This is a genomic window from Pseudidiomarina salilacus (assembly GCF_047323925.1).
GTDB lineage: Bacteria > Pseudomonadota > Gammaproteobacteria > Enterobacterales > Alteromonadaceae > Pseudidiomarina > Pseudidiomarina salilacus.
Map to the genome: position 1 here is coordinate 185,903 of NZ_CP178751.1, position 26,224 is coordinate 212,126.

The 26,224-nt window shown below is 49.5% G+C and carries 23 protein-coding genes, 1 other RNA gene and 1 pseudogene; 17 read left to right on the forward strand and 8 right to left on the reverse strand.

Features of this window, described 5'->3' with window-relative positions:
• The first annotated feature begins 98 nt into the window (after window positions 1–98).
• From ACJ8W9_RS00860 to ACJ8W9_RS00870, 3 genes are read left to right on the forward strand one after another with little or no spacing between them, the layout of a single operon-like run.
• The gene (locus ACJ8W9_RS00860; protein ID WP_034732001.1) at window positions 99–1,031 is read left to right on the forward strand and encodes an isopenicillin N synthase family dioxygenase; all 933 of its coding nucleotides are present in this window, start codon (window positions 99–101) and stop codon (window positions 1,029–1,031) included.
• A complete protein-coding gene (locus tag ACJ8W9_RS00865; RefSeq protein WP_411358050.1) occupies window positions 1,032–2,765 on the forward strand; it encodes a 5'-nucleotidase C-terminal domain-containing protein in 1,734 nt (577 codons plus the stop codon).
• On the forward strand, window positions 2,762–3,964 hold the full coding sequence (locus ACJ8W9_RS00870; protein ID WP_411359964.1) for a multidrug effflux MFS transporter: 1,203 nt from the start codon (window positions 2,762–2,764) through the stop codon (window positions 3,962–3,964). The genes ACJ8W9_RS00865 and ACJ8W9_RS00870 overlap by 4 nt, the downstream gene beginning before the upstream one ends.
• Here ACJ8W9_RS00870 and ACJ8W9_RS00875 read toward each other — a convergent pair.
• Entirely contained in the window at window positions 3,961–5,520 is a 1,560-nt protein-coding gene (locus ACJ8W9_RS00875; protein ID WP_411358052.1) for an AbgT family transporter, read from the reverse strand. The two genes, ACJ8W9_RS00870 and ACJ8W9_RS00875, sit on opposite strands and share 4 nt — an antisense overlap.
• Window positions 5,521–5,686: 166 nt before the next feature.
• On the opposite strand from ACJ8W9_RS00875, the gene ACJ8W9_RS00880 reads away from it, so the two are divergent.
• Both ACJ8W9_RS00880 and ACJ8W9_RS00885 read left to right on the forward strand, forming a co-directional pair.
• Window positions 5,687–6,241: a DUF3365 domain-containing protein gene (locus ACJ8W9_RS00880; RefSeq protein WP_411358053.1), complete on the forward strand. Its 555-nt coding sequence runs from the start codon at window positions 5,687–5,689 to the stop codon at window positions 6,239–6,241.
• Window positions 6,242–6,245: 4 nt separating this feature from the next.
• Window positions 6,246–6,497, forward strand: coding sequence for a DUF2798 domain-containing protein (locus ACJ8W9_RS00885; protein WP_411358054.1), 252 nt, complete (start codon window positions 6,246–6,248; stop codon window positions 6,495–6,497).
• Here the strand turns inward: ACJ8W9_RS00885 and ACJ8W9_RS00890 are convergent.
• The gene (locus ACJ8W9_RS00890; RefSeq protein ID WP_411358055.1) at window positions 6,494–7,246 is read right to left on the reverse strand and encodes a sulfite exporter TauE/SafE family protein; all 753 of its coding nucleotides are present in this window, start codon (window positions 7,244–7,246) and stop codon (window positions 6,494–6,496) included. The two genes, ACJ8W9_RS00885 and ACJ8W9_RS00890, sit on opposite strands and share 4 nt — an antisense overlap.
• Before the next feature lie 190 nt (window positions 7,247–7,436).
• Between ACJ8W9_RS00890 and ACJ8W9_RS00895 the strand changes: the two genes are divergently transcribed.
• The 3 genes from ACJ8W9_RS00895 to ACJ8W9_RS00905 all read left to right on the forward strand — a co-directional run bounded on the left by ACJ8W9_RS00895 (window position 7,437) and on the right by ACJ8W9_RS00905 (window position 11,305).
• Window positions 7,437–8,333, forward strand: a complete 897-nt coding sequence (locus ACJ8W9_RS00895) for an MBL fold metallo-hydrolase (RefSeq protein ID WP_411359967.1) — start codon at window positions 7,437–7,439, stop codon at window positions 8,331–8,333.
• A 31-nt stretch (window positions 8,334–8,364) separates the two neighbouring features.
• On the forward strand, window positions 8,365–8,994 hold the full coding sequence (locus ACJ8W9_RS00900) for a peroxiredoxin (RefSeq protein WP_411358057.1): 630 nt from the start codon (window positions 8,365–8,367) through the stop codon (window positions 8,992–8,994).
• Between the two features lie 208 nt (window positions 8,995–9,202).
• Complete coding sequence (locus ACJ8W9_RS00905; protein ID WP_411359969.1) at window positions 9,203–11,305, forward strand: TonB-dependent receptor plug domain-containing protein; 2,103 nt, start codon at window positions 9,203–9,205, stop codon at window positions 11,303–11,305.
• 55 nt (window positions 11,306–11,360) lie between these two features.
• Here the strand turns inward: ACJ8W9_RS00905 and fadE are convergent, their stop codons facing one another.
• Entirely contained in the window at window positions 11,361–13,817 is a 2,457-nt protein-coding gene (fadE, locus tag ACJ8W9_RS00910; protein ID WP_411359971.1) for an acyl-CoA dehydrogenase FadE, read from the reverse strand.
• Window positions 13,818–13,990: 173 nt separating this feature from the next.
• Here fadE and ACJ8W9_RS00915 point away from each other — a divergent pair, with 173 nt between their 5' ends.
• Window positions 13,991–14,695, forward strand: a complete 705-nt coding sequence (locus ACJ8W9_RS00915) for a DUF3108 domain-containing protein (protein ID WP_411358059.1) — start codon at window positions 13,991–13,993, stop codon at window positions 14,693–14,695.
• Here the strand turns inward: ACJ8W9_RS00915 and purN are convergent, their stop codons facing one another.
• Together purN and purM are read right to left on the reverse strand one after the other, a co-directional pair.
• Window positions 14,696–15,334: a phosphoribosylglycinamide formyltransferase gene (purN, locus tag ACJ8W9_RS00920; protein ID WP_411358060.1), complete on the reverse strand. Its 639-nt coding sequence runs from the start codon at window positions 15,332–15,334 to the stop codon at window positions 14,696–14,698.
• A pseudogene (purM, locus tag ACJ8W9_RS00925) lies at window positions 15,294–16,377 on the reverse strand (phosphoribosylformylglycinamidine cyclo-ligase). The gene purN and the pseudogene purM overlap by 41 nt, the downstream one beginning before the upstream one ends.
• A 103-nt stretch (window positions 16,378–16,480) precedes the next feature.
• Between purM and rimI the strand changes: the two are divergent.
• Window positions 16,481–17,605, forward strand: a complete 1,125-nt coding sequence (gene rimI, locus ACJ8W9_RS00930; RefSeq protein WP_411358061.1) for a ribosomal protein S18-alanine N-acetyltransferase — start codon at window positions 16,481–16,483, stop codon at window positions 17,603–17,605.
• Here rimI and ACJ8W9_RS00935 read toward each other — a convergent pair.
• Window positions 17,585–18,421, reverse strand: coding sequence for an NAD-dependent protein deacetylase (locus ACJ8W9_RS00935; RefSeq protein WP_411358062.1), 837 nt, complete (start codon window positions 18,419–18,421; stop codon window positions 17,585–17,587). The two genes, rimI and ACJ8W9_RS00935, sit on opposite strands and share 21 nt — an antisense overlap.
• A 94-nt stretch (window positions 18,422–18,515) precedes the next feature.
• Between ACJ8W9_RS00935 and ACJ8W9_RS00940 the strand changes: the two genes are divergently transcribed.
• From ACJ8W9_RS00940 to ACJ8W9_RS00970, 7 genes are all read left to right on the forward strand, one after another.
• On the forward strand, window positions 18,516–19,616 hold the full coding sequence (locus ACJ8W9_RS00940) for an NADH:flavin oxidoreductase (RefSeq protein WP_411359974.1): 1,101 nt from the start codon (window positions 18,516–18,518) through the stop codon (window positions 19,614–19,616).
• A 3-nt stretch (window positions 19,617–19,619) separates the two neighbouring features.
• On the forward strand, window positions 19,620–20,432 hold the full coding sequence (locus tag ACJ8W9_RS00945; protein WP_411358064.1) for a DUF817 domain-containing protein: 813 nt from the start codon (window positions 19,620–19,622) through the stop codon (window positions 20,430–20,432).
• Window positions 20,416–20,826 (forward strand): VOC family protein, encoded by a 411-nt coding sequence (locus ACJ8W9_RS00950; protein ID WP_411359976.1) that lies wholly within the window; start codon window positions 20,416–20,418, stop codon window positions 20,824–20,826. The genes ACJ8W9_RS00945 and ACJ8W9_RS00950 overlap by 17 nt, the downstream gene beginning before the upstream one ends.
• A gap of 59 nt (window positions 20,827–20,885) precedes the next feature.
• On the forward strand, window positions 20,886–21,539 hold the full coding sequence (gene elbB, locus ACJ8W9_RS00955) for an isoprenoid biosynthesis glyoxalase ElbB (RefSeq protein ID WP_411359978.1): 654 nt from the start codon (window positions 20,886–20,888) through the stop codon (window positions 21,537–21,539).
• An 89-nt stretch (window positions 21,540–21,628) separates the two neighbouring features.
• Window positions 21,629–21,988, forward strand: a transfer-messenger RNA (tmRNA) gene (gene ssrA, locus ACJ8W9_RS00960).
• 134 nt (window positions 21,989–22,122) lie between these two features.
• On the forward strand, window positions 22,123–22,296 hold the full coding sequence (locus ACJ8W9_RS00965) for a hypothetical protein (protein WP_411358067.1): 174 nt from the start codon (window positions 22,123–22,125) through the stop codon (window positions 22,294–22,296).
• Window positions 22,297–22,421: 125 nt separating this feature from the next.
• Window positions 22,422–24,428, forward strand: coding sequence for an LTA synthase family protein (locus ACJ8W9_RS00970; RefSeq protein WP_411358068.1), 2,007 nt, complete (start codon window positions 22,422–22,424; stop codon window positions 24,426–24,428).
• On the opposite strand, the gene ACJ8W9_RS00975 is transcribed toward ACJ8W9_RS00970, so the two are convergent.
• Together ACJ8W9_RS00975 and ACJ8W9_RS00980 are read right to left on the reverse strand one after the other, a co-directional pair.
• Window positions 24,394–25,827, reverse strand: a complete 1,434-nt coding sequence (locus tag ACJ8W9_RS00975) for a hypothetical protein (RefSeq protein ID WP_411359979.1) — start codon at window positions 25,825–25,827, stop codon at window positions 24,394–24,396. The genes ACJ8W9_RS00970 and ACJ8W9_RS00975 overlap by 35 nt on opposite strands.
• The gene (locus tag ACJ8W9_RS00980; RefSeq protein ID WP_411358070.1) at window positions 25,827–26,141 is read right to left on the reverse strand and encodes a YebG family protein; all 315 of its coding nucleotides are present in this window, start codon (window positions 26,139–26,141) and stop codon (window positions 25,827–25,829) included. Before ACJ8W9_RS00980 ends, ACJ8W9_RS00975 begins: the two co-directional genes overlap by 1 nt.
• Window positions 26,142–26,224: the final 83 nt, after the last annotated feature.

Consider the following 26,224-nt stretch of genomic DNA (forward strand, 5'->3'; position numbering starts at 1 on the left):
CAAAGATTTACCCTGTCGATTTTCGTCCATTTCGTTGTTTTTGGCGGGTAAAGAACCTAAAATATTCGGCTGTTTTCCTAAATTCAGAAAGGGTCCCAATGAAATCCATTCCACATATTGATATGAGCCTCTATAACCAAGATTTCGAGGCATTTGCCCAGCTCGTGGGTGAGGGATACGAAACCAATGGTTTTGTAGCGTTAACTAAGCATGGTGTGGACCAGCAACTTATCGAAGAAGCGCTCGATATTTGTCGTGAGCTTTTTGCGCTGCCAGAAGACGTGAAAAAGCAGTACCATATTCCAGGTGGTGGCGGTGCGCGCGGCTACACGCCATTCGGTACCGAGATTGCCAAAGACGCCAAGCATGTTGACTTGAAAGAGTTTTGGCATGTCGGTCGTGAAATCGAAGGTGAACCGCCGTATCCGCAGTTGACGCCAAATGTTTGGCCACAAGAGCTGCCTGAATTTAAAGAAAAAATCCTTAAACTCTATACCGCTTTAGACGCGCTGGGTTTGCGAGTGTTGGAAGCATTGGCAGTGTATTTGAAGCAGCCGCGTGATTACTTCAACGACAAAGTTGATTTGGGCAACTCGATTTTGCGCCCATTGCACTATCCGCCGATCATTGACGAAGGTACGCCATCGGTGCGCGCCGGTGCTCATGAAGACATTAACGTATTGACCTTGTTGGTCGGTTCGCGTGAACCAGGCCTTGAAGTGTTGGCGAAAGATGGCACTTGGATCCCTGTCACTATTATTGAAGGCGCTATTATTTGTAACGTTGGCGACATGTTGCAGCGCTTGACCAACGGTGTGTTGCCATCAACCACGCACCGCGTAGTGAATCCTCCGGCACCTTTCAGTCACAAGTCGCGTTATTCGATTCCGTTTTTCCTGCACTTCAATCCAGACTTTATGATTGACCCGCTTGAAAGCTGTATTACGGAAGAAAATCCTCAGCGTTTTACTGCAATTTCATCACATGACTACTTGATGGAGCGGTTGCGCGAAATCGGTTTGGTGAAATAAGTGAAATTATTCAGAACGGCGGCGCTTGGCGCCGCTTTGCTTGGCCTACTGAGCTGCGCACAAACGACAGACGCCCCAGAAGAGTTTCAACTCACCATAGCGCACATCAACGATCATCACTCCAACTTGCTACCGAGTGAAAGCACTAAAATTAATTTTCGTGGTGAAGAATTAAGTGTCGAAACCGGTGGTTTTGCCCGCGTAGTCGCGCAAATTGAGCAGATCCGCGCCGCCAACGAACATGTCCTCGCCTTGCATGCTGGAGATGCGATTACGGGGACCTTGTTCTACACCATTTTCAAAGGCGCTGCTGATGCGGCTCTGATGAATCAAGTCTGTTTCGATGCCTTCGCACTGGGTAACCATGAGTTCGATAATGGCGATGCTGGACTAAAGGAGTTTCTCGACAGCTTAGCGCTCACAGATGAGTGTGCCACGCAAGTTTTAGCGGCCAATGTGCAGCCAGAAGTTGGCGTTTCGCCGCTCACTCCGAAAACGCGTTGGGACAGCTTTAAACCCTACAGTATTTTCAAAGTTGGCGAGCAACGTGTGGCAGTGATCGGTATTGATATTGCCATCAAAACCAAGAACTCATCGCAGCCAGACGCCAGCACCCTGTTCGCCGATGAACTTGAAACCGCCGCATTTTATATTGCTGAGTTGCGCAAGCAAGGCATCGAGAAGATTGGCCTGCTGTCACACATTCAATACAAAAATGACCTGCGCTTGGCGTCCGAATTACCTGCTGTGGATTTTATCATTGGTGGTGATTCACACACGCTATTGGGTGATTATGCACGCCACGGCTTACCAACGGTGGGGCCGTATCCAATGCAGGTGCAAAATGCCGATGGTGAGCCGGTGTGTATCGCGCACGCATGGCAATACAGTCAAGTAGTGGGAGAGTTACAGATCCGTTTTGACGGTGACGCGGTGAGTCAATGTGGTGGCCAGCCGCATTTGCTGCTGAGCGATGAAGCACCGCAAGCGTTGCAGCAAACTGCAGGTTTCACTGCAGTTGCCGAAGACGCCGAAGCAAAACGCTTATTGGTTCACTATCAAGACGATCTTGATGCCTTAACCCAAACGGAAATTGCCACCGTAGCTGAGCGTTTATGTTTAAAACGCATGGGACCAACGACCTTGCCAGGTTGTGGTCAAGGCCGTCAGTCAGATGCCCATGCGGTCGTCGCTGAAGCTTTTTTAGCCAGCGCTCCACAAGCTGATTTTGCTTTGCAGAACGGCGGCGGTGTGCGCACCGAATTGCAAGCTGGCCCGCTGACGATTGCCGATGCTTATCAACTATTGCCGTTTGCCAATACCTTAGTAGAAGTGCAGATTAGCGGCGCTGAAGTCAAAACCGTGCTCGAACAGGCGATCCATTATGCGCTGTCGGATACGGGTTCGGACGGTGGCTATCCGCATGGCGCTGGTATTCGCTTTGATGTGGACCTAACTCAGCCGAATGGCGAGCGGGTGAGTGGACTCCAAGTGAAAACCGACGCAGGGTGGCAGTCATTGCAGCCAACGCAAAGTTACACCATGGTTACCAACAGCTTCTTAGCGAGCGGCGCCGATGGCTGGCGTTTACTAGGTGAACTCAACGCTGATGGACGCATTAGCGATACCTATGTGAACTATGCGCAATCTTTTGTTGATTGGGCGCGAACTACAAAAATGATTACTCGGCCGACCGAACATAGCACGCAAAGCTATCGGGCGGCGGACGAATGAAGCGTATAGAAGTATCCGATACCGCGCGTTTTGATTTAACCGTCATCGTCTTGGCCCTGCTCACCATGTTCGGGCCACTTTCCATTGATATGTACCTGCCAGCTTTCGGCGATATCGCCGCAAGCTATGCCACTGAAGCGAATCGCGTTGAATTATCGCTGACTTCGTTTTTCCTTGGCTTGTTCGTTGGTCAGTTGCTTTATGGCACTGCTTCAGACAAATGGGGACGTAAGCCACCGCTCTATTTCGGCTTAGTGATTTACATTATTTCGTCACTGGCATGTGCTTATGCTCCCAATCTTGAAAGCCTCATTGTGCTGCGCTTCTTCCAAGCTATTGGCTCATGCGCAGGGTTAGTGATAGCGCGAGCAATGGTGCGCGATCTCTATTCACCACAAGCGTCAGCGCAGGTGTTCTCGTTTTTGATATTGGTGATGGGTATCGCACCGATTTTGGCGCCATTGGCAGGCGCTTATGTGACTACCTACCTCGGCTGGCAAGCGATTTTCTTTATTGTTGCGGCACTTGCGGTGGCTTGTATGGCGATAGTTCATGTTCGTCTACCCGAAACGCGGGGTTTTAATGGCGCTGTACGGATGCGGCGCAGCTTGCCGATTTATTGGGATGTACTCAAAGATCGTGGTTTTTTGCGTTACTCACTGGCGGGCGGCGTCGCGCAGTCAGGTATGTTTGCCTATATCACCGGTTCTCCCTATGTGTTTATTGAGCATTTTGGCTTAGCACCAACCCATTACAGCTGGCTCTTTGGTGCTAATGCCATTGGTATTATCGGTATGGCACAGTTTAACGCTTGGCTGTTGCGTCGCTATGATTCGCGCAAGATCCTCAACAAATCGCTACCGTTTTTGGGCATAGTCGCAATCGCGACTTTAGTGGCGGCAAGCTTGAATACCAGCATGTGGTGGGTGATTGCGCTCGTGTTTGCTTACGTCAGCACGCTCGGAATGGTGTTCCCGAATGCGATGGCTGGCGCTTTGGCCGAGCAACAAGAACGCGCTGGTTCAGCCTCGGCGGTGACGGGTAGCTTACAATTTCTGATTGCCGGAATTGTGTCTGCGGTGGTCAATGTGGTGGGGCATCAGCACCCCCTTGGGATGCTGATGGTCATCGGCGTTTGTGGCCTTAGCGCAGTAACTTTGTATCGGCTACTGCGTATTCCGGCCACAACTGCTGCTTAAGGGGTGTAGTAAGTGGGGGTTTCAACGCCCACTGGCATACCCAAGGCGAACACCCAAATAAAGAATAACGCGCTCCAGCCAAGCAAGAACATGATGCTGTATGGCAACATGGTAGCAATCAGGGTGCCGATTCCTATGTCTTTTTTGTAGCGTGCCGCGACGGCCAAAATGAGACCAAAATAACTCATCATCGGCGTAATGATGTTAGTGACAGAGTCACCAATTCGATAGGCGGCCTGGATGACTTCTGGTGCATAACCAATCAGCATCAGCATAGGCACAAAAATCGGGGCGGTAATGGCCCACTGTGCCGATGCCGAACCGAGCATCAGGTTTACAAACGCACACATCAGAATAAATAGAATAAAGACTGCAGGACCCGTTAAACCAACTTCTTGCAGGAACGTAGCGCCTTTAATGGCAAAAATACTACCAAAGTTGGTCCAGCCGAAGAATGCGACAAATTGCGCCGCAAAGAACACCAACACGATATACATGCCCAAAGTGCTCATAGATTCTGACATGGCGTCAATGACGTCGCGGTCTGTTTTCATCACCTTAGTGATGCGTCCATAGACGTAGCCCGGAATTGCAAAAGTAATAAAAATAAAGGTTACGATACCTTTTAAAAACGGCGAGCCTGCGACTTTACCATCCTCTGGATTACGTAGGATGCCCCATTCCGGAACTATCGTCAGCGCCAGTAAAATGCCCAACAATAAAAAGCTCAGCCCTGCACCTTTAAGACCTTTTTTCTCAATCGGTGTTAATGCCTCGATTTTTTGTTCACTCAGATTGATGCTGGCTTCTTTGATGTCATATTTACCCAGTTTGGGCTCGACGATCTTTTCGGTGACAAAGGTACCCATTGCCGCAATTAAAAAGGTCGAGATCATCATGAAGTACCAGTTCGCTTCTGGGCCAACATAATAGTCAGGGTCAATAAGATTTGCTGCTTGCGTGGTGATACCAGCAAGTAGTGGGTCGACCGTACCAATCAGCAAGTTCGCGCTATAGCCAGCCGAAACCCCTGAAAATGCTGCCGCAAGACCAGCTAAAGGATGGCGGCCGAGGGAGTGAAAGATCATTGCAGAGAGCGGCACAAGAACCACATAGCCAAGCTCAGACGCGGTATTTGAAATAACCCCCGCAAGAACGACCGCGAGGGTCACCATGCGCGGATGCGCGTTCATTACTAAGCCACGCATGGCAGCTGATAACAAACCAGAGCGTTCAGCAATTCCCACGCCGAGCAAGGCAACCAGCACCGTACCTAGCGGCGTAAAGCCAGTGAAGTTGGTGACTAAGCCGGTCACAATGCGTTGCAAACCTTCGGCATTGAGCAAACTCACAACTTCAATGACTTCACCACCTGGGCGAGGATCTTGTGCGCTCAGACCCAAATAACTGGCAACGCCACTTAAGAACACCACGCCAATGGCGAAGAGGGCGAACAGAGTGATGGGATGTGGTAATAAGTTACCCAACCATTCAACGGTGTCGAGAAAACGCGTGAAAGCACCGCGCTTTTGCTGTGGGGTATTCGCTTGCGTCATGCAATGCTGCTCCTTTGGCTTTGTTCTTCGTTTTTTGAAAAAAAAAGCGATTGTACATGAAAATAGGCTGTTGTGGGGCTGGCTGGCTTGCGTTGTCTAGGTTTTTAGTTTAGCTTTGTCTAAATTAAAAGCGTTATTCGTTATTCGTTATTCGTTAGGGGGCTTTATGGGTAAGTTTGGAGTGCTGTTATTGGCGGTGGTGATGGGGGCTGGTGTGCATGCCGGTGAGAGCGACGAGCGGATTGAACGCTCGCGGGAGCTAAGTCAGCAATTGCAGCAACAATTAGGGGCAAAGCTGATGGCTGCGATGAAGGCTGAAGGGCCGGTGCACGCGATTGACGTGTGTCACCTTGAGGCACCATTGATTGGGGAGCAGGTCAGTACTGCGGGTGAAGTTGAAGTTAGACGCACTGCGGTACGCTACCGTAATCCGGCAAATGCGCCGACGCAGCAGCAGGTAGCGGTCATGGAGCAGTTTGCTGAACAGCTCAAGCAAGATCCGTCGCAAGTGCCGGAAACTTTAGTGACGCTAGACAACGGTGAGCAACATTATATGCGCGCTATCGTGATGCAGCCTCAATGTGCGGCGTGCCATGGTCACAGTGTGAAAGAGCCCGTACTACAGGCGATTGCCGAAAAATACCCAAATGACCAAGCAACCGGATTCAAAGTGGGTGACTTGCGTGGCGCATTTTTAGTGAAATGGATGAGTGAAGAGTAACACCATGAAGAAGAGTCGTAAGCTTCCCGCTAAATATGAAGCGCGGGTGATGCCGTTGTTGTTGTCGATTTTTATGACCTTTATTGTATCGCTAGTAAGTAGTTTACTGGCTGTCGGCTTTTCCAAGGAGCTTGTGACTCTGTGGCCACAAGCTTGGGTCACCTCTTGGGTCGTCGCATTTCCAACCTTATTGCTGGTTATGCCGATGGTGAAACGCATAACCAAGATTATCGTTGCACCACCGGAACAAGGTTAAAGCACAGATTGCGTCAGCACTACGACTGCCATAATGATGAGGAAAATCGCAAAGCCCTTTTGCAACTTATCACGCGGCAGTCGGGCGCTAATCCACGCTCCTGCGAAACTACCGACAATACCGGCAATAGTTACAATTGCGATGGTGGTCCAGTCGAAACTATAACCTTGCTCACTCAGTGCGGTGAAATATTTAGCAAAGCCAACAAAAGACTTGAGTGCAATGATCATGAGGCTAGTGCCGATAGCTAAGAACATCGGCACGCCGCCCAGTAAAACCAAAGCGGGCACGATTAAGAAGCCACCACCGACGCCAACAAAGCCTGTTACGGCGCCGACAACCAAGCCGTCAAACATGATACGGGCAAGCTTAATTTCTTTTGGTGTGTCACTCTGTATTGCCGGTTTACGCCACATCATAAAGGCAGCAACGGCCATTAGGATGACGAACACGAGAAGCTGGATCCGCGGGTCGATGGCACTGCCCGCCCAAGCACCTAAGTAGGCACCAAGCATCCCCGGCACACCAAACAGCCAGACATGACGCCAAGAGACGATTTTTTTACGGGCGGCGATAAAACCACCAAATAAACTGATAAAGGCAACAATGAGCAGCGATGATGCAATCGCCATGTTACCGGGCATATCAGCTAGGTAGAGGAGCACTGGAACGGTCAATATCGACCCGCCAGAGCCAAACACACCAAGGCTAATACCGATAAGAATTGCGCCTAGAATTGCTCCTATCATGACAGTTCCTTATATAAATACGAATGTATATCTCAAAAAAGAATAAACATATGCTCTATTGTAATAAGTTTTACAAACAAAAGCTTATTCGAGTTTTCCGATTGCGTTAATCGCAGCCATAAAGCTGATATTCACTTGAACTATCCTACCTGATCCCTTACTTTAGTGAAACACGAAATAAGGAGGTCTTATGAAAAACATCGTTCGCTACAGCCCTTCAACAGGCGCAGGCTCTCCTGACGTATGGGGCATATATGAAGCTGATACGGGTTCTATTCAGTATATAGTGGCTGATCCGCAAACTCGCGAAGCAGCGTTAGTTGATGTGGTACAGAATTTTGACCCACGTTCAGCCAAGACTGACTTCAGCAGTGCTGATCAAGTGCTAGCTTTAGCCAAAGAAAACAATCTCAAGATTACTTGGGTACTCGACACTCACCCACATGCCGATCATTTAATGGCATCTTGGTATTTGAAAGAGCAGACCAACGCTCCGAATGGTATTGGTGAGAAGGTTTGCGAAATCGCTGAGCTGTGGAGTGATTACTATTATCTTCCCAATGCTTTTGAACCTACCACTGATTTTGATTATCTATTCAAAGAGGGTGATAGTTTCAAGATTGGCGAATTAGAAGTAAATGTATGGCTGTCACCTGGCCACACGCTCGGCTCGATCACCTACATTGTCGGTGATGCAGCATTTGTACACGACACCTTTATGTACCCTGACAGCGGAACATCGCGTGCCGATTTCCCTGGCGGCTCATCAAAGGATCTGTGGGACTCGTTGCAGCGTATTCTTGCATTACCAGAGAACACCCGTCTTTTTGTCGGTCATGATTACGGCAAAGGTGGACGCGACCCTCAGTGGGAAGCCACGGTTGCGCAACATAAAGCGAGTAATATTCATTTGGCAGGTAGCGTAAGTGAAGCTGCCTATCGTGAGCAACGCGATGAGCGTGATGCAACTTTAGCATTACCTGATCGCATGTTACATGCGCTGCAAGTGAACTTGCGCGCTGGTAAATTGCCTGAACCTGAAGCTGACGGTCATCGTTACTTTAAGATTCCGGCAAATAAATTTTAATCGTTCGTCATTAGCAAAAGAGGATATAGACATGGGATTACGTATTGGTGATATCGCGCCTAACTTCGAAGTTGATACAACTGAAGGTAAAATCAGCTTCCACGATTGGGCCAAAGGTTCTTGGGTATTTTTCTTCAGCCATCCAGCAGACTACACCCCTGTGTGTACGACTGAAATGGGCCGCACTGCGCAGCTTGCGGAGCAATTCGCAGCTCGCAATGTGAAGCCTTTAGGTCTGTCTACTGACTCTGTTGAAGAGCACCAGGGTTGGATCAACGATGTCAACGAAACACAGAATACGACTGTTAAGTTTCCAATCGTTGCGGACCCAGACAAAAAAGTGGCTGAGCTGTACGAAATGATTCACCCAGGTGAAAGCCAAACTGCGGCAGTGCGTTCAGTGTTCATTATCGACCCAGACCACAAAATTCGCTTAACCATGACCTACCCAATGAGTGTCGGTCGTAACTTTGCGGAAATCTTGCGGGTGATTGATGCGCTACAAACTGGTGACAAGCACGGTATTGCTTGCCCAGCGGATTGGGAACTTGGCGGCGACGTCATCATTCCACCAAGCGTATCTATGGAAGAAGCTGAGAAGAAATTCCCGCAAGGCTTTAAAACTGTGAAGCCATACTTGCGCTATACCAGCGTTAAGTAACGTCTAAAGCGCTAAAATGCGTTAAGCAGGTCAATGGCAAGATTGATGTGCATATAAAAGCCAAGCTATTGTTTAGCTTGGCTTTTTTGTTTTTAAAAAGCCTGTTTAATGCTGCTGAAAGGCAGAGAGAAAATATTTTTTGTTATATTATAACATTGGCTCTAGTGTTATAATATAACACTTAATTAAGGTTGATATTGAGGGCATCATGTTAAAACAAAGACTGGGTTCGTTTGTCATTATTATAGTATCGATAGCGAGTGGTTCAGTTGTTGCTCAAGAAAAACAAACTGAAAAACAAGAAAATAAACATACTCATCACCACACGGTGGAGCGGATTACGGTAACTGGTTCACCGTTTGCCTATGAGCGATCAGAAACAGCGTCTGCCATCTCTGTAGTCGAGGGTAATGAAAAAGCGAAGCATGAGAGTCTCTCGCTAGGCGATACTCTAAATCATTTGGCTGGCGTGGCTTCAATTAGCACCGGAGGGCAAGCCGGAAAGCCCGTTATTCGGGGCTTAAGTGGTAACCGCATTCGTGTTTTACAAAATGGGATTGCACAAGACTTTCAACAGTACGGGGTTCGCCACCCACCAACGGTGAATCCTCTGACTGCCAGTCGAGTTGATGTGGTTCGTGGCCCGATGAGTGTTTTGTATGGAGCAGATGCTTTGGGTGGCGTGATTAATGTCGTAGGACAGGCGCTCCCTATCGGTAGTAATGAATTGATAGAGAGCCTAGACCTAGGGCTCCAATATCAGACTAATAATGACCTGAAGAGTATCAGTATAAAACTCGATGGAGGCCGAGATAACTGGGGTTGGGCGGGCGCAATAAGTCAATCAGATGCAAATAATTTTACCACGGGTGCTGTTACTGAGAGTGATTTAGGTGTTAGCTCGGCACCGAAATTTTACGATACTGTCCCATATACCGATTTTTCTATTGGCAACGCTGATCTAGCGCTTGGGTACAGTGGTAGCGATAGTGATGTATCGCTGCGGTATTCCTATTTTGAGAATAAACAAAACTTTTTGCAGGCTGATAGTACACCGACCGGCCAGATTCTTGTGAATGAGCATTTGTTATTCGACACTGCTTATCATTTGACTTCTGATTTGACGCTGCATGGCATACTTAGTTGGCAACGAAATCAACGAGACGCTGGTACCGGCTTTACTTATCAACAGATCAACGGTGAAAATAATGATTTAGCAATTGGACTTGAGCGCTATCAAGCAAAATTATTGCTTGAGCATTATCAAAGTGACAATTGGCAAGGCCAATTTGGGCTCGAGGTGGTCGACAAACAACAGCGTACTACGGTAGGACAATTAGTTCCTGATGCTGATTACAACGGCTTTGCTGCATTTGCCTATGAACGATTTGAAAACTATCTCTTGATTGCTGAAGTAGGGTTGCGATACGACCGCATTGATCAGCAACCTGCTAATCCTTCGCAAAGTTGGGTAACTAACTTTGATCAACAGCAATGGAATACTTGGACCGGCTCTGTTGGATTAAGTTGGAAACTTGCCGATGAATGGTTGTTTTTTCAACGTCTAGGGAGAGGTTTCCGTGCGCCCTCAATTTTTGAGCTCTACGCCAACGGTGTACATGGCGGTGTAGCAGCTTATCAGCAAGGTAACTCATCACTTAGCGAAGAGTATGCATTCAATAAAGAGATTGGTTTGAGTTATCTGACTCCAGACGTGAAAGCAACTACCACAGTTTTCCACAATCGTATTGATGACTACATTTATCAGGCGGATACCGGGGAACAGCACCTACCGTCAGGACTGCCTATTTTTGAACTCCGTCAAGGCGATGCAACCATCAAAGGTATTGAGCTGGACACTCAATGGTCACTGACTGATAACCTTGTTTGGCAACTGACATACAGTATGCTGGACAGTGACTTACGTGAATTGAGTGGTGAATTGCCGCTGATGCCAGCAGATACCTTTTATAGTCAGTTGACGCTTAGTTTAGATGATAGTTTGGGTTTAAAAGATGCGCGCTACTTTATTGATTATAAACACGCTTCGGGAAAAGCTATTGCAGGTGCTTATGAGCCGTTCGCGCAATTTGACCGGATGCCTTTTGGGACAGCGTCAACGCGACCCTATAATCTTGTTGGCGTAGGTATTCAAGGTGAGCTTGAACTAGATGGCAGGACGGTTAATGTGCAGTTGATCGCGAGTAATTTGCTTGATGAAAGTTACCGAGACTTTCTCGATACCTACAAAGGTTACACGCTTGGTATGGGACGAAATATCCAATTCCAGGTAAGCTTACCGATTAAATAAAAAAAAGGTCGCGTCGATGTACGACGCGACCTTTACCCGTTCAAGTAAACTGCAGTTAAGCTGCGTCAGACTTTTTGCCTTGGTTAGCTAAAGCCCACTCACGCGCTGCTTTACCAGCCATAAGTTCTTCGTGAGCGAAGTCGTCAACGTTGATGACACGCAGGCGACCTTCTTCGGCACGCTTGAGAAGTGCCACTTCGTCGTCACTCAAGACACCGAGCTCTTTACCTTTCTCGGCCACTTTGTCCAAGAAGATAAATGGCATGCGCTCGTTAGCAGCACGCTGCACGCGGTCGTGTAACGGTTCAGCATCGATAATGTCAAGCAAGGTTTGCTCGAGGTATCCGAACTGACCTTCTGGTGCTAAGAACTGACCAGCACCCAAGCGTTCGCGACTTGCGTTTGGCTTCAACAAGATTTTCGCGACTTTGCTGTCGAGACGATCCGATGGACGCTTCACGAAACGACCGAATGGATACATGATGACGCGCATCGTTTTACCGACAAAGCCGAAGTTATCCAGTAGCTCAAGTTGCGCTTCTTGCAGCTTGTGCAAAGTGTCCTGCATCGCCCAGTGCAACAACGGTAAGTCGTCATGCTGACGGCCTTCGTCGGCGAAGCGCTTCAACGTTGCAGAACCGATGTACAAATAGCTCAGCATGTCGCCCAAGCGCGCAGAAATGCGCTGCTTACGCTTCAATGAACCACCAAGCACGCCCATAGCAACGTCTGACAACAGAGCTAAGTTCGCGCTGAAGCGGTTCATTTGCTGATAGTACTGTTTCGTGCTGTCTTTGTACGGAGCGCTGCTGAAGCGGTAGCCGCCTAAGCCAAGTGCCAACGAGCGTACGAAGTTGCTCATGGCAAAGCCGATATGACCGAAGATAGCTTTGTCGAAACGGTTCAACGCTTCAGAGCCAGACTCCGCTGACGCCAGCATTTCTTCAAGAACATAAGGATGGCAGCGAATCGCACCTTGACCGTAAATCATCAAGCTACGGGTCAAAATGTTTGCACCTTCAACAGTGATCGCAACCGGCACGCCTTGATAGCCACGGCCAAGGTAGTTGTTTGGACCCAAGCAAATACCTTTACCGCCATGAATATCCATAGCGTCGTCCATGCATGAACGTAACTTTTCAGTCATATGGTACTTGGCAATCGCTGAGATAACAGATGGCTTTTCGCCTAAGTCGATACCTTTGGTCGAGAAGCTTGTGACCGCATCCATCAAGTAAGCATTACCACCGATGCGTGCCATGGCTTCTTGTACGCCTTCCATTTTACCAACAGGTAATTTGAACTGACGACGAATGTACGCATATGCACCCGTTGCCAAGGCGATAGATTTCACGCCACCGGCGCTGTTCGAGGGCAGGGTGATAGCACGGCCGACTGACAAACACTCGACCAGCATACGCCAACCTTTACCGGCCATTTCTTTTCCGCCGATGATGAAATCTAGCGGTACGAACACGTCTTCACCGCGAATTGGGCCGTTTTGGAACGGCACGTTCAGTGGGAAGTGACGACGACCGATTTCAACACCTTTGGTATCGCGTGGAATCAACGCAGCAGTGATACCTAGTGATTCTTTATCACCAATCAAGTGCTCAGGGTCATAGAGTTTGAAGGCAAGACCAAGCACGGTCGCAACCGGAGCCAAAGTGATGTAACGCTTATTAAAGTTCAAGCGAATACCGACTACTTCTTTACCTTCCCACTCTCCTTTACAGACAACACCCGTGTCTGGAATCGAGCCGGCATCTGAGCCTGCTTCTGGGCTGGTGAGCGCAAAACAAGGTACTTCTTCACCGCTGGCAAGGCGCGGTAAGTAATAGTCTTTCTGTTCTTTGGTACCGTAATGCTGCAGCAGTTCGCCTGGGCCTAATGAGTTAGGTACACCAACGGTGCTGGCCAAGATAGTGCTCACACCCGCTAACTTTTGCAGCACCCGCGACTGGGCATAGGCAGAGAACTCGAGACCACCGTATTCTTTCTTGATGATCATCGCGAAGAATTTTTTGTCTTTCAGGAACTGCCAGACTTCTTCTGGCATATCAGCCAGCTCGTGTGTAGCTTCCCAGTCGTCCATCATTTTGCAGACTTCTTCAACTGGGCCATCTAGGAAAGCTTGTTCTTCACGCGTCAGTTCTGCCTTTTGAATGCTGTGGAGGTTTTTCCACTCTGGCGCGCCACGAAACAGCTCGCCTTCCCACCAAGTGGTACCAGCGTCGATCGCGTCTTTCTCAGTTTCTGAGATTTCCGGCATGACTTTGCGATACATACCGAGCAGCGACTTGGTAATAAAACCACGACGCACCGCGGTGATGTTGAGCGGCAGAAGAACAATCGCCAGCAGTACCCATAGCACGGGACCAACGATGTCAAAGAAGCTACCAATCGCGAACATCGCCACCAAGCCAAGGCTGGTAACGAGCAGCGAACTGCGGTAGTAAAGTAGACCACCAAAAACAAGCAAGGTGGCAATGATCCATAAGGCGACACTCATAATGATACTCCGTCGTTGTGGTTAGAGGTCAGACCAGTAATTTATCTTACGAGAGTAGTCAATTTGGGGATCAAATTCAAGCCTCATCGCACTTTTTAACTGTGTTATTGTCTGAGTATTGTGAAGCAAAACGGTCAGCCTTCACAAAAGTGAGCAGAAAGGAGCGGAGCAGTATGAAATCAACGGCAGTATGGTTGCTGACAGCGCTAACATTTTTACCTATTGGCCAAGCATTAGCAGCAGACTTAAAGCCTTATGATGCGCGTTACGAAGTGCAGCGTGGCGGCTCCAACTATGGTGAAGCGGTGCGCAGTCTGGTACGCAACGAAGATGGCAGTTTCCATCTGCACAATGAAACTGAAATCTCCTTCTTATTCTTGTCTGATGTGCGCCGTTATGACGCGCAATTTTCGTTTGAGGACAATCGAGTGAGCCCACAGGAATTCTACTTTAAACGCAGTGGTACCGGGCGTAACAAGTCTCTGCATGTGCGTTTTGATAATGCAGCGCAACAAGTCATCGAGGTGGACTCGGGAGCACCCTTGCCAATTGAATGGAATCCCCAGTTAATTGATGAGGCGAGTATGCTCGAGCAGCTGCGCTTTGATCTGACGCATCAAGATGACAGTGAATTCACTTACACCATCGTCGATGACAAAGGCGAACATGACACCCAAAAATTCAGTCGTGGTGAGCTTGAAACCTTGCGGTTACCTTACGGTGAAGTGGAAGCTGTGAAAGTGCAGCGGGTGCGTGAAAACTCGCGCCGTGAAACGCTATTTTGGTTTGCGCCTGCGCATGATTTCGTTCTGGTCAAAATGCAACAGAGAAAAGAGGGTGACGAAGTCGCCACCCTATTGTTGGAACAGCTCAATTAATCAGTCGACGGCATAGCCTTGCGGACCAAGTAGGGCGCCGTCAAGCTCTGCGCCTTTCTCGGTCAGTTGCAGGCGGCCAGTACACAACCACTGGACAACTAACGGATAAATGCGGTGCTCTTGCGCATGCACGCGTTGTTGTAGATCGTCCGCAGTGTCTTCTTCGAATACCGGCACCACCGCTTGCAGAATCACCGGTCCACCATCGAGCTCCTCGGTGACGAAATGCACCGAAACACCATGCTCCTTATCACCATTATCTAGCGCCCGTTGATGGGTGTTTACTCCACGATATTTGGGTAGCAGGGAAGGGTGGATATTGAGCATGCGACCGTGATAGTGTGCAGTAAAGTCAGCCGTCAGAATACGCATAAAACCAGCGAGCACCACCACGTCAGGCGAGAAACTATCGACCAGCTGTTGCAGCTCGGCGTCGTAAGCTTCACGCGTATCGAAATCTTTGTGCGACAGCACAGCGGTGGCGATGCCAGCTTTTTCGGCTTTGCTCAAACCGCCAACCTCAGCTTTATTACTGATAACGGCAACGACTTCACCGTCGATGCGCTTGGCGGCACAAGCATCGACGATGGCTTGCATGTTAGTGCCAGAGCCACTGATAAGTACGACAATGCGTTTCATTAACGAATTTCTACCTGTGCTTCGTTGTCGTTACGGGCGTCGACTTGGCCAATCACCCAAGCGTCTTCGCCTTGGGCGCGCAGTTCCTCAACAATGGCAGCGGCTTCCGATTGGCGTACTGCCATGATCAGACCAACGCCACAGTTGAAGGTGCGATACATTTCTTTGGTTGAGACATTACCGTTGTGTTGCAACCAGTTAAATACTGCTGGCCATTCCCAACTGCTGTCGTCGATGACTGCTTTCGCATCATCAGGTAACACGCGAGGAATATTTTCCCAGAAACCACCTCCGGTGATATGGGAAATTGCATGCACCGAATGTTGTTCGAGGACTTTCAGCACCGACTTCACATAAATCTTGGTGGGGGCCATCAGGTGATCAGCAAGTGGTTTGCCATCGAGTTGCTCGTTGGCAACATCAGCGCCACTTACTTCAATGATTTTGCGGATCAAGGAATAGCCGTTCGAATGCGGACCGCTTGACGCAAGCGCAATCAATGCATCGCCGGGCGCAACCTTGGTACCGTCAATAATTTCGGCTTTTTCTACCACCCCAACACAGAAGCCAGCGATATCGTAATCACCGTGCTCATACATGCCAGGCATTTCCGCTGTCTCGCCGCCAATCAGTGCGCAACCTGCTTGTACACAACCTTCCCCAATACCTGTCACCACGTCGGCAGCGACGTCAACGTCTAGCTTGCCAGTGGCGTAGTAGTCGAGGAAGAACAACGGTTCTGCACCTTGGACAATCAAGTCATTGACACACATAGCGACCAAATCGATGCCGACCGTGTCGTGCTTGCCAAGGTCAATGGCAAGACGCAGTTTGGTGCCAACACCGTCGGTGCCCGACACTAAAACTGGTTGTTTATACTTGGTAGGCAGTTCGCACAAGGCACCGAAGCCACCAATCGAGCCCATGACTTCAGGGCGCTTGGTACGCTTGGTTACACCTTTGATGCGTTCGACCAACGCATTGCCTGCGTCGATATCGACACCAGCATCTTTGTAGCTCAACGACGGTTTTTGATCACTCACGGCAGGGGTCCTCAATCGGGGCAAAAAATTTGCGCGCTAGTGTACCACTTTCCGTACAGGACTGCGATATACTATGCGCGCATATTCGCCACTAAGGTTTGCCATGACTACAGCCATTCTTTGCCGCGCTGATCGCTCGCATCTTGATGCACTCGAAGCGATTGAGCAGGCAAGTTTCAGCACCGATCGCATCAGTCGTCGTAGCTTCCGTCGCTTTATTGACCAAGAGATTGGTGACTTTCAAGTGGCGTTAGTAGACGACCAAGTGGTGGGGTATTTTATTGTGCTGTATCGCCAAGCTACGCAACTGGCGCGGTTGTATTCTTTGGCGGTAGCACCGCAGTGGCGTCGTCAGGGCATCGGCTCGCAGCTACTTGAAGCGGCTGAAGATGCCGCTGACGAGCAACATTGCTTGTTCTTGCGACTTGAGGTTAAAACCGACAATTTCGCTGCGCAAGAGATGTACCACAAGGCTGGTTACTACGACATGGAAATCCGTCCCGAGTATTACGAGGACGACAGTGATGCTCTGGTATTACAGAAGTTGTTGCCGCGCTATGAAGAACCTGCCGGACAAAACGATGCACAAAAGCTAGTCCCGTATCGCACGCAAACCACCGAATTTACCTGCGGACCAGCAAGTTTGTTGATGGCGATGGCATTTTTTGACATTCCTTCGACCGATCCGGAGCATGAAGAGCTCGAGATTTGGCGCGAAGCGACCACTATTTATATGACTTCTGGCCATGGTGGTTGTGGCCCACATGGACTCGCCCGCGCCGCCCGCCGGCGGGGCATGGATGTGACCCTGCATGTGAGTCATGACGGCCCGTTGCTGTTGGATTCGGTGCGCAATAGTGAGAAAAAAGCGGTGATGGCGCGCATCCAAGAAGCCGATATTAACGCTTTGCGGGCGGCGAATGTACCGATTTGCGTAGGTGATTACAGCTTGGCGCAACTTATTGAAGATTTGCAGCTGGGCAGTTTAGTGGTCGCTTTGATCAGCACGTATGTGTTTGACGAAAGCAAGGCACCGCACTGGGTGCTCATTTGCGCCGCCGACGAAAACTACATTTATATCAACGATCCAGACCAAGATTCGCTACCCTGGCAGTCGCCTGCGGAGCGTCAATATCTGCCTATTCCGTTGGCGACTTTTCGTCGGGCTTTCGGCTTTGGTAAGCGCAAGCAAAAGGCTGCTTTGGTATTACGCCGGCGACAGCAATAAACTACTTAAAGTTTCGCTGATATCGGTATTCAAGCGTAATTGCGCTAGGCTGTCTGCGCGAGTCGTACCAAGCGTCAGGAGGGCGATGGGTTGCGAATCTGCCGCGGCTTGGCGGGCAAAGCGAAAGCCGGAAAACACCATCAACGATGACCCAATCACGAGCAGCCCACCGCTGTTGCGCAAGGCGGCTTGTGCGCGCTCAACCCTTTCACGCGGCACGTTATCACCAAAATACACTACGTCGGGCTTTAATATGCCGCCGCACGCGGTGCAGTCGGGTACCCGAAAGTCGCTAAAATCAGTTTCAAGATCGGCATCACCATCGGGCGCACTGCCAGCCTGCAGTGCCGCAAAGTGCGGATTCAAATCGATACAGCGTTCATGCATGGCCAAGCGCGGCGATCGCGCCTGACAGCTCATACAAACCATGTCGTTTGCGTAACCGTGTAAATCAATCACATCGTGACTGCCGGCACGCTGATGCAGGCCATCTACGTTTTGCGTAATGATAGTGCCGAGGAGGCCCTGGTGTTGCAGCTCTGCAAGCGCATGGTGCGCGGCATTGGGCTGCGCATGATAGAGCACAGGCCAGCCGTGCATGCTGCGCCCCCAGTAACGTTTGCGTAATTCACCATCGCGCATAAACTCTTGATGTTGCATGGGAGGATTGCGCTTCCATTGACCTTTGGCATCACGATAATCCGGAATGCCAGAATCGGTGCTTAACCCAGCCCCAGTTAGAACGGTAACTGGCTGCTGTTGTTGTAAAAATTGCTGGAGGGCACTCGCGGCCTGAGTAACGTCGCTGATCTGCATGCTAGACTCTTACTTCAACTAATCCTTATTTATGATACAACGTATGTATCAGTGTTTTCGATCGAACCGGTTCATTTTAAAAGAGGGGATGTAGATGTTTGATTCGCCATTTGATGCAGTAGATTTTGCTGGGCTGCGCCTGCGTAATCGTTTTGCGCTAGCACCGATGACACGCGTAAGTGCCGAAGCCAATGGCCGTGCTAACGCAGCTATGGTCGATCATTATGTACGCTACGCCAAAGGTGGTTTTGGTCTGCTAATCACTGAGGGTATTTATCCTGATCAAGCCGCGAGTCAAGGCTACGCGTATCAGCCGGGGCTGGCGGATGCACTTCAAACCGAATCATGGGTACCTATCGTCAAAGCGGTGCATGCAGCGGACAGTAAAATCATTGCGCAGATCATGCATGCTGGCGCACAGCTGCAATACAACCGCTATGTCGACCAACCAATTGGTCTAACTGAGCAAAAGCCAATGGCAAAACCTCTGGGTTTGTACGGTGATCAAGAAGCTTGGTTCGAGCCAAAACCAATGACCGAGACTGATTTTGATCAAGTCATGAACGGCTTTTTGGGTGCCATCCGCAATGCGCAAGCAGCCGGTTTTGACGGCGTCGAACTGCACGGCGCCAATGGTTATTTGCTCAACCAGATGCTCAGCACACATTTCAACACTCGTGAGGATAAATTTGGTGGCTCGCTGGAGAAACGCGCCAAGTTTATACTGGATTTGGTGAAATCGGCACGTGAAATGGTCGACAATGATTTTGCGCTTGGCATTCGTTTGTCGCAAATCACTATCACTGATCAAGATTATCAATGGCCGGAGGGCGAAGAAGGATTTGCATGGTTAGTCCAGGCGTTAACCGATGCAGGTATTGATTTTATTCATACCACTGACACCAGTGCGGACCGAGCTTCGCTGCGTGACGGTGACCGTTCGCTTGCTGAGGTTGTGCAAGATACTGGCGTTGCCTTGATTGTCAACGGTGGCATTAATGACGAGAACTATCAGGATGTCGCGAATAGCTATCCTGACGCGCTATTGGCGCTTGGCAAAGCCGCACTGGCTGATCCCGCGTTTGTACGCAAAATACAAGGTGGTGAACCCGTCGACGCGCTCGACTTCGCCATGTTGCAACCCATTGCCAACGTCGAGAACGAAATGCGCTGGCGCGCCGATCAGAAAGACTGACATGTGAAAACCTTTATCATTGAGTTTTGGCATTTTGGCTTAAAACAAGCCAACGCCTGTGTGTTCGGCGGGTTTCTACTCGCCGTCATGCTAATTACCCGCTACTGGTATCCCATTGACGGATTACACCGCTACGATTTCATCTTTCTGGCAGCTATTGCTTTCCAAGTTGTTCTGTTGATTTTTAAGCTTGAAACGCTACGCGAAGCCTTCGTGATTGTTGTCTTCCATTTAGTTGCCACGCTAATGGAACTGTTTAAGACGTCAGATGCGATTGGCGCTTGGGTTTACCCTGAAGCCTATGTGTTTGGCATCGCGAATGTACCTTTGTTTACCGGATTTATGTATAGCGCGGTAGGTAGTTATCTAGCGAGGGTCTGGCGCCTCTTTGATTTTCAATATTCCTATTATCCACCGAAATGGGCGACGATGTTGCTCGTGACTTTGGTCTACATTAACTTTTTTAGTCATCATTTCATTTGGGACATTCGTTGGATTTTACTAGCGGTAACGTTGCTGATGTTCTATCGCACTACGATATATTTTAAAGTGATCTCGAAGCATCGCAGCATGCCTTTGCTCGTCGGCTGGTTCCTAGTGGCGATGTTTATCTGGTTTGCCGAAAACATTGCCACCTTTGCTAATATTTGGATCTATCCGAATCAAAGAGATGGCTGGGAAATGGTGCCACTGGCAAAGTTAAGTTCATGGTTCTTGCTGATGCTGCTTAGCTTTGTGCTAGTCACATTGATAAAAGACATTAAGGAGTGCGAGCGCACGCCTCAAAAGGAGTCGGCCCATGCAGCCACGGATTAGTTATATTACCCTCGGTGTTGATGATTTAGCGCGCTCTGTTGCTTTTTATCGTGACGTACTTGGCTTACCTACCGAGGGTATTATCGGTACTGAGTTTGAACACGGTGCCGTAGCATTTTTTAAGATGGCCGGAGGTTTAACTTTCGCCCTGTGGCCACGCGAAAGCATAGCCCATGATTGCGGTGTCAACGTTGGCAGTCGTGATTCAACCGCGTTGATGCTAGCACACAATGTCGACAGTGCTGCTGATGTCGATGCCATTATGGCCTCTTTACCCAGCGACGCGGTAGTGAAGCCCGCACGTGAACTGTTTTGGGGTGGTTATGGCGGCGTGTTCCGCGACCCCGACGGCCACTTGTGGGAAGTCGTTTATAATCCTAAGCACACGGCTTGAAATCTGTGCTTGCGCCCTCATATTTGTGGGTAAGCGAGCAACAAAAGGATGATGGACGCATGAAAAAAGTAGCCGTTTTACTCTCAGGTTCTGGCGTTTTTGATGGCGCTGAAGTAAACGAAGCCGTGCTGACCTTATTACATATCACCAAACAAGGCGCGAGTTACCAGTGTTTTGCGCCAGACATCGAGCAAATGCATGTGGTTGATCATTTGCGCGGCGAGGCGGCTGGTGAATCACGCAACGTTTTAGTTGAAGCCGCACGCATCGCCCGTGGCGAGGTAAAACCCTTGAGTGAATTAAATGCGGCGGACTTTGATGCATTGATTTTGCCGGGTGGCTTTGGCGTCGCGAAAAACTTTTGTGACTTCGCGGTCAACGGTGCCGACATGCAAGTGAACGAACAAGTGCTCGCCGTCGGTAAAGCCTTTGTCGCCGCACGTAAACCCGCAGGTTACATGTGCATTGCACCCGTACTCTTGCCACACATTTATGGCCAAGGCGTGCGCGTTACCATTGGTAACGACAGCGAAGTCGCTGGTGCGATTGAAAAAATGGGTGGCAAGCACGTCGACTGTCCGGTGCATGACATCGTCGTGGATGACAACCACCGTTTGGTCACCACGCCCGCGTACATGCTCGCCGAAAACCTTGTTGATGCAGAAAAGGGCATCAGCAAATTGGTCGAAAAAGTGTTGTACATGGCAGCGTAACTGGTGAATAGATAAGCGTTCGAGCGCGGAACTTCTGGCGCTTGAACGTTGTCTTAGGTATAGTACGCAAGTTATGAAAAGAAAAACCTGGGGCTGATCTGGATTCGACGGGATACACGAAACCCAAGGTGCATGCCGAGGTGAGGCTGGCCTCGTAAAAAGCCTCAACTTAATAGTTGCAAACGACGACAACTACGCTTTAGCGGCTTAATAACCCGCTGAGTCCGACCCCTAGCGCTTTGTCTGTGAGACTAGGATCAGTCGGTTCACCCCAAAGCAGACTCGCGTGGAGGCTTCGCCCGTAGCCAAGACGTTAAAACCAATCGGGATCGTCACCTTAAGTAGCCTGTTAGTCGGCGACTTGGTGATTAACTAAAAGACTAACTAAGCATGTAGGACCGAGGATGTAGGTATTACGGACGCGGGTTCAACTCCCGCCAGCTCCACCAAATCCCATAAAAAGCCGCTCACCGAGCGGCTTTTTTATATCTGTAACGCGGCTGTAACACAAGGCTCGCGGTTATGAGCTAAACTCTCGTTTAAAAAATGAACACTTAAACAATAAAACAACGAGAAAACGACCATGAAGAATTACCTATTTCCTGCTGTCAGTATTGTCATCGTGACGGTAATCTTAGTGACCATTAATCAGCTGACTGAATTCACTTTTGTGCAAGATTACGCGTTGCTATTTATTATCGCGGCGATGCTATTTGGCGTTTGGCTCGGTAAAAAGGCGGCGGTGCGTCGCAATTAACGCACTGGGACTGAACTTTTTGCGGCTAGTCATAGCCGCGCTTGCTAAACCCTTCATAAGTTTTCCTTAAGTATTGCAAATTAAGCTCCTAGGCAATCTAAATTGCAAAAGTGAGTTATTCTCTAATGCGTCTTTTCCACAAGCTTGTGCGGGCGGTGCAGCCGTTTCGGGTGCTGCTATTGGGCTATTTGACTGGGCTGCTGATCTTATCGCTAAGTCGTTTGGCCTTAATGCTATGGCAGTACGAACGTGTAGCGGCGAGCGGAGGTTTCGGTGAGCTAGTGCTGTTGGGCGTTCGTGCCGACTGTATTCAAATGGGATACTTGACGCTGCCGATGCTGCTGCTACTCCCGGTTTTTTGGCTGCGTCCGCTGCGTCGATGGGGCTCTACTATTCAGCGAACTTGGTTTGTGGGTGCGCTTACTTATGTGGCCTTTATGGAGGTTGCAACGCCGGCATTTATCATGCAATACGATTTGCGTCCAAATCGCTTGTTCGTGGAATACCTGACCTATCCACAAGAAGTTTTTAGTATGCTTTGGGGTGGTTTTGCCGAGTGGTTGATGGCTGCAGCCAGTGCGTTGACGTTGGTCTTCGCATTACTGTTGAAGTTCAGTCGGCGCTTGCGTGCGCCAGAGCGTTTAACTTCATCTGTGCTGATCGTCTGGCCGGTGTTGCTGGTGTTGATGGTGTTGGGAGTTCGTTCAACGCTCGATCACAGGCCCGCAAATCCAGCCTTGTTCGCGGTGACGGGTGATGCGTTGGTCAACGATTTGGTGATCAGTTCGGCGTATTCAGTTGAGTATGCGCTTTATAGCATGCGGCATGAGGCGGATGCGGGGCTTATTTACGGCGAGGGAACACTCGCTGCGATCATGCAAAAAGTGCGGCAGGACGATTATCTTGCCGATAAGGAATTTCCATTCGAGGCCTACCCGACGGTGCATTACAACCAAGCTTCGCGTAGCTATGCGCAGCCCAAAAACATCGTGGTGATTCTCGAAGAGAGTCTTGGTGCGACTTTTGTAGAAAAGCTCAACGGCATACCGGTAACTCCAGAGATTGATGCTTTAGGTGCACAAGGCTGGTGGTTTGAACACCTGTATGCGACGGGTACACGCTCGGTACGTGGTATAGAAGCTGTAATCACAGGATTTTTGCCTACCCCGGCGCGCAGTGTGGTGAAATTGCCGTTATCGCAGCAGGGCTTCTTCACTTATGCCGATTTGCTGGCACGACAAGGCTATTTCACTGAATTCATGTACGGTGGTGAAACGCACTTTGACAATATGCAGCGCTTTTTTGTCGGCAATGGCTTTGCGTCGGTGCGCGGCGTCGATGCAATAGAGAATCCGGTATTTATCGGCAGCTGGGGTGCCAGTGATGAAGATCTATTCAATAGCGCACACGCACGATTCGAAGCTCTTAACGCTCAGGCACGACCGTTCTTTTCGCTCGTATTCACGTCGTCTAATCACGAGCCTTTTGAGTTTCCCGATGGGCGTATTGAATTGTATGCGGAACCCAAACAACGCGTTGAGAATGCCGTGAAGTATGCCGACTTTGCCCTCGGTGAGTTCTTTCGTAAAGCGCAGCAGAGTAGTTATTGGGAAGACACTATTTTCTTGGTCGTCGCTGACCATGATACGCGGGTCTATGGCGATGAATTAGTTCCGGTGAGTAAGTTTCGGATTCCTGGCTTGATTCTTGGCGGCTCCATTGAACCTCGCACGATCAGCGCGGTGACGAGTCAAATCGACTTGTTACCGACGGTCGTCTCGTTGGCTGGCGTGTCGGCATGGACGGCGTCATTGGGACAAGACTTATCTGACGCAAGCCAGCCACCGGCTAACCGCGCGATGATGCAATTCGGCTCGAATTTTGCTTGGCTGCAAGGCAGTGACATGGCGATTGTGACGCCTAACGACGATTTTACCGGGGTGCTTGATCCGCAGCAGCAACGTTTTCAGGCCGATGCTACCGTCCAATCGAGTTTGTTGGATAGTGCAACGGCGCATGCAATTTTACCGTCTCTGTTGTACCAGCAGCAGGCTTATCACGTGCCGAATCACGTTAGCGGTGACCGGCTGAACGGTTCTACTTCAAGCGCAGCACGACATGCTCAGCAGTAGAAGCGTTGTCTAGCTGCCAAGCGGCATGAGTCACTACTGAGCTGTCACCGAAGAAGATCTCAAGTTTTTGCGCTTTGTCGAAACTACGTAACCCTTGAATCTCTAACCATGGTTCTCGAGACCATACACTGATGCGCACGCCGCCCTCAGCTATCTCGCGCATGTCGATACGCACAGGTAAGGTGCGAATGTCTACCAGACTCTGTTCTGAGGTGATTTGGAAACTATGTGGGTCAGGCAACAGGAGTAGCAATTTCTCCAATTCATGAAAACCAGCGTTACCAGCGTTAAATTTCATCGGTAGTCCGGTTTTCGCAACCTCTTCGGGGCTTACCTTTACATGGATATCGAGCAAATAGGGATGTGTTTGCTCAACATCGGCAACGCTGGCGATGCCGGTTGCATCAGCTTCGATTGCGGCGACAAATGACGGGTAATCATATTGCTCAAGTAGCGTCGGTAACTGCTCGTTTGCGGCCTCTATGGCGAATAATTCATGCGCTAATTCAAGCGGTGTGACACCTTGCTCTATTTGCTGTTGCCAATCACGGTTAGAGGATTGCGCTTCAATAACGCTCAGTAGGGTTGCACCGGTCACATAGGCACTGGTGCGCACATCAAGCGGGCGGTTCATGTTGGAGGTGAAGCTCGTAAATAGCTTATCGAAGCTCTCAACAAAGGCTTCTTGCGTTTGTTGAGTGGCAGTCATCCCTACCCATTGTGCAGTGCCCTCAATTTGTTCCATGTAGGCTAGATAAGCGGCAACCGCTGGTACTTTGTCTGCAATGATGGCGCGCAATTGCAACCAGTCATCGATTAGTTCTGGCTCTTGCGTTGTTAAAACACGTCGCGCCAACTCGTATTGCAGCGCCAACAAGGCGCGAGCTTCAATGGACTCGAGCGCCTCAGGTGGCAGAAAGTTCACTTCGTTGCGCTTGGTAAAGGAACGTCGTTGGTAACCATGAAAAGCTTCGTGGATTAAGGTGCTGATGTCCTCTATTTCGCCACCGTCGGTTATGTTGATAGCGGTGGCGAGCTGATCGTCGGGTAATGCGAAATCAATTTCATACTTAAAATCATCAAGACCGGGCAGTAGGGTCGGGTAATAGTAAAAGTTGTTTGCTAATGCTTCGCCGGTATAATCATCAACTAAAGGTGCATTAGCAGGGGTGTAGACAAGCGTTTGTTGACTCTCATTGACGACAATAAAAGCTTGCTCTAAAGGCCAGAAGCCAGGCCAAATCGCGCTAAAATCGGTGCCTTTTTGTTGGATTTGCTGGCCGAAACTCAGGAGATCCTGCTTAACACTAGCCTCATTGTTAGGCTCACTGGCACCCGTTGTATGAGCAACGATGAATACCGCAATACCAAGTGTCACCCCAGATATTGCTTGTTTCATTAAGCGGCGGCGCTCTCTTTGGCAGCTTCACTCGAACCCTCAACCTCGGCTTTAGCAGCAGATTTTACGGTTTTCTTTTTCGCTGGCTTCTTCGCACCCAATGCTATGAGAACTTGCTCACGTTCACGCGCTAAAAAGAAGGCTAAATCTTCTAATTTTTGTTCGTCGCTCACCGCTTCACTGCGCTCGAGTAACGGGAGTAACTCATCTACCATGTCCAACATTTTATCGTGGGCGTCAGCTTCAGCTTTACTGGTAAATGTCATTTTCTCTACTCCGTTTCGAACAACAACGTATTGCGTTACAACAGCCATTATTTATCCCCATACGTGTTAGTAAATAATACTGTACGTTTATACAGTTTAATAGGTCGCACCGCAACCCTTTTTACTTGGTT

What these genes read in the sequence shown, in the direction of transcription:
- ACJ8W9_RS00860 (WP_034732001.1), top strand. Translation starts at nt 99, where the DNA reads ATGAAATCCATTCCACATATTGATATGAGCCTCTATAACCAAGATTTC.
- ACJ8W9_RS00870 (WP_411359964.1), top strand. Translation starts at nt 2,762, where the DNA reads ATGAAGCGTATAGAAGTATCCGATACCGCGCGTTTTGATTTAACCGTC.
- ACJ8W9_RS00875 (WP_411358052.1), bottom strand. Translation starts at nt 5,520, where the DNA reads ATGACGCAAGCGAATACCCCACAGCAAAAGCGCGGTGCTTTCACGCGT.
- ACJ8W9_RS00880 (WP_411358053.1), top strand. Translation starts at nt 5,687, where the DNA reads ATGGGTAAGTTTGGAGTGCTGTTATTGGCGGTGGTGATGGGGGCTGGT.
- ACJ8W9_RS00885 (WP_411358054.1), top strand. Translation starts at nt 6,246, where the DNA reads ATGAAGAAGAGTCGTAAGCTTCCCGCTAAATATGAAGCGCGGGTGATG.
- ACJ8W9_RS00890 (WP_411358055.1), bottom strand. Translation starts at nt 7,246, where the DNA reads ATGATAGGAGCAATTCTAGGCGCAATTCTTATCGGTATTAGCCTTGGT.
- ACJ8W9_RS00895 (WP_411359967.1), top strand. Translation starts at nt 7,437, where the DNA reads ATGAAAAACATCGTTCGCTACAGCCCTTCAACAGGCGCAGGCTCTCCT.
- ACJ8W9_RS00900 (WP_411358057.1), top strand. Translation starts at nt 8,365, where the DNA reads ATGGGATTACGTATTGGTGATATCGCGCCTAACTTCGAAGTTGATACA.
- ACJ8W9_RS00905 (WP_411359969.1), top strand. Translation starts at nt 9,203, where the DNA reads ATGTTAAAACAAAGACTGGGTTCGTTTGTCATTATTATAGTATCGATA.
- fadE (WP_411359971.1), bottom strand. Translation starts at nt 13,817, where the DNA reads ATGAGTGTCGCCTTATGGATCATTGCCACCTTGCTTGTTTTTGGTGGT.
- ACJ8W9_RS00915 (WP_411358059.1), top strand. Translation starts at nt 13,991, where the DNA reads ATGAAATCAACGGCAGTATGGTTGCTGACAGCGCTAACATTTTTACCT.
- purN (WP_411358060.1), bottom strand. Translation starts at nt 15,334, where the DNA reads ATGAAACGCATTGTCGTACTTATCAGTGGCTCTGGCACTAACATGCAA.
- rimI (WP_411358061.1), top strand. Translation starts at nt 16,481, where the DNA reads ATGACTACAGCCATTCTTTGCCGCGCTGATCGCTCGCATCTTGATGCA.
- ACJ8W9_RS00935 (WP_411358062.1), bottom strand. Translation starts at nt 18,421, where the DNA reads ATGCAGATCAGCGACGTTACTCAGGCCGCGAGTGCCCTCCAGCAATTT.
- ACJ8W9_RS00940 (WP_411359974.1), top strand. Translation starts at nt 18,516, where the DNA reads ATGTTTGATTCGCCATTTGATGCAGTAGATTTTGCTGGGCTGCGCCTG.
- ACJ8W9_RS00950 (WP_411359976.1), top strand. Translation starts at nt 20,416, where the DNA reads ATGCAGCCACGGATTAGTTATATTACCCTCGGTGTTGATGATTTAGCG.
- elbB (WP_411359978.1), top strand. Translation starts at nt 20,886, where the DNA reads ATGAAAAAAGTAGCCGTTTTACTCTCAGGTTCTGGCGTTTTTGATGGC.
- ACJ8W9_RS00965 (WP_411358067.1), top strand. Translation starts at nt 22,123, where the DNA reads ATGAAGAATTACCTATTTCCTGCTGTCAGTATTGTCATCGTGACGGTA.
- ACJ8W9_RS00970 (WP_411358068.1), top strand. Translation starts at nt 22,422, where the DNA reads ATGCGTCTTTTCCACAAGCTTGTGCGGGCGGTGCAGCCGTTTCGGGTG.
- ACJ8W9_RS00975 (WP_411359979.1), bottom strand. Translation starts at nt 25,827, where the DNA reads ATGAAACAAGCAATATCTGGGGTGACACTTGGTATTGCGGTATTCATC.
- ACJ8W9_RS00980 (WP_411358070.1), bottom strand. Translation starts at nt 26,141, where the DNA reads ATGGCTGTTGTAACGCAATACGTTGTTGTTCGAAACGGAGTAGAGAAA.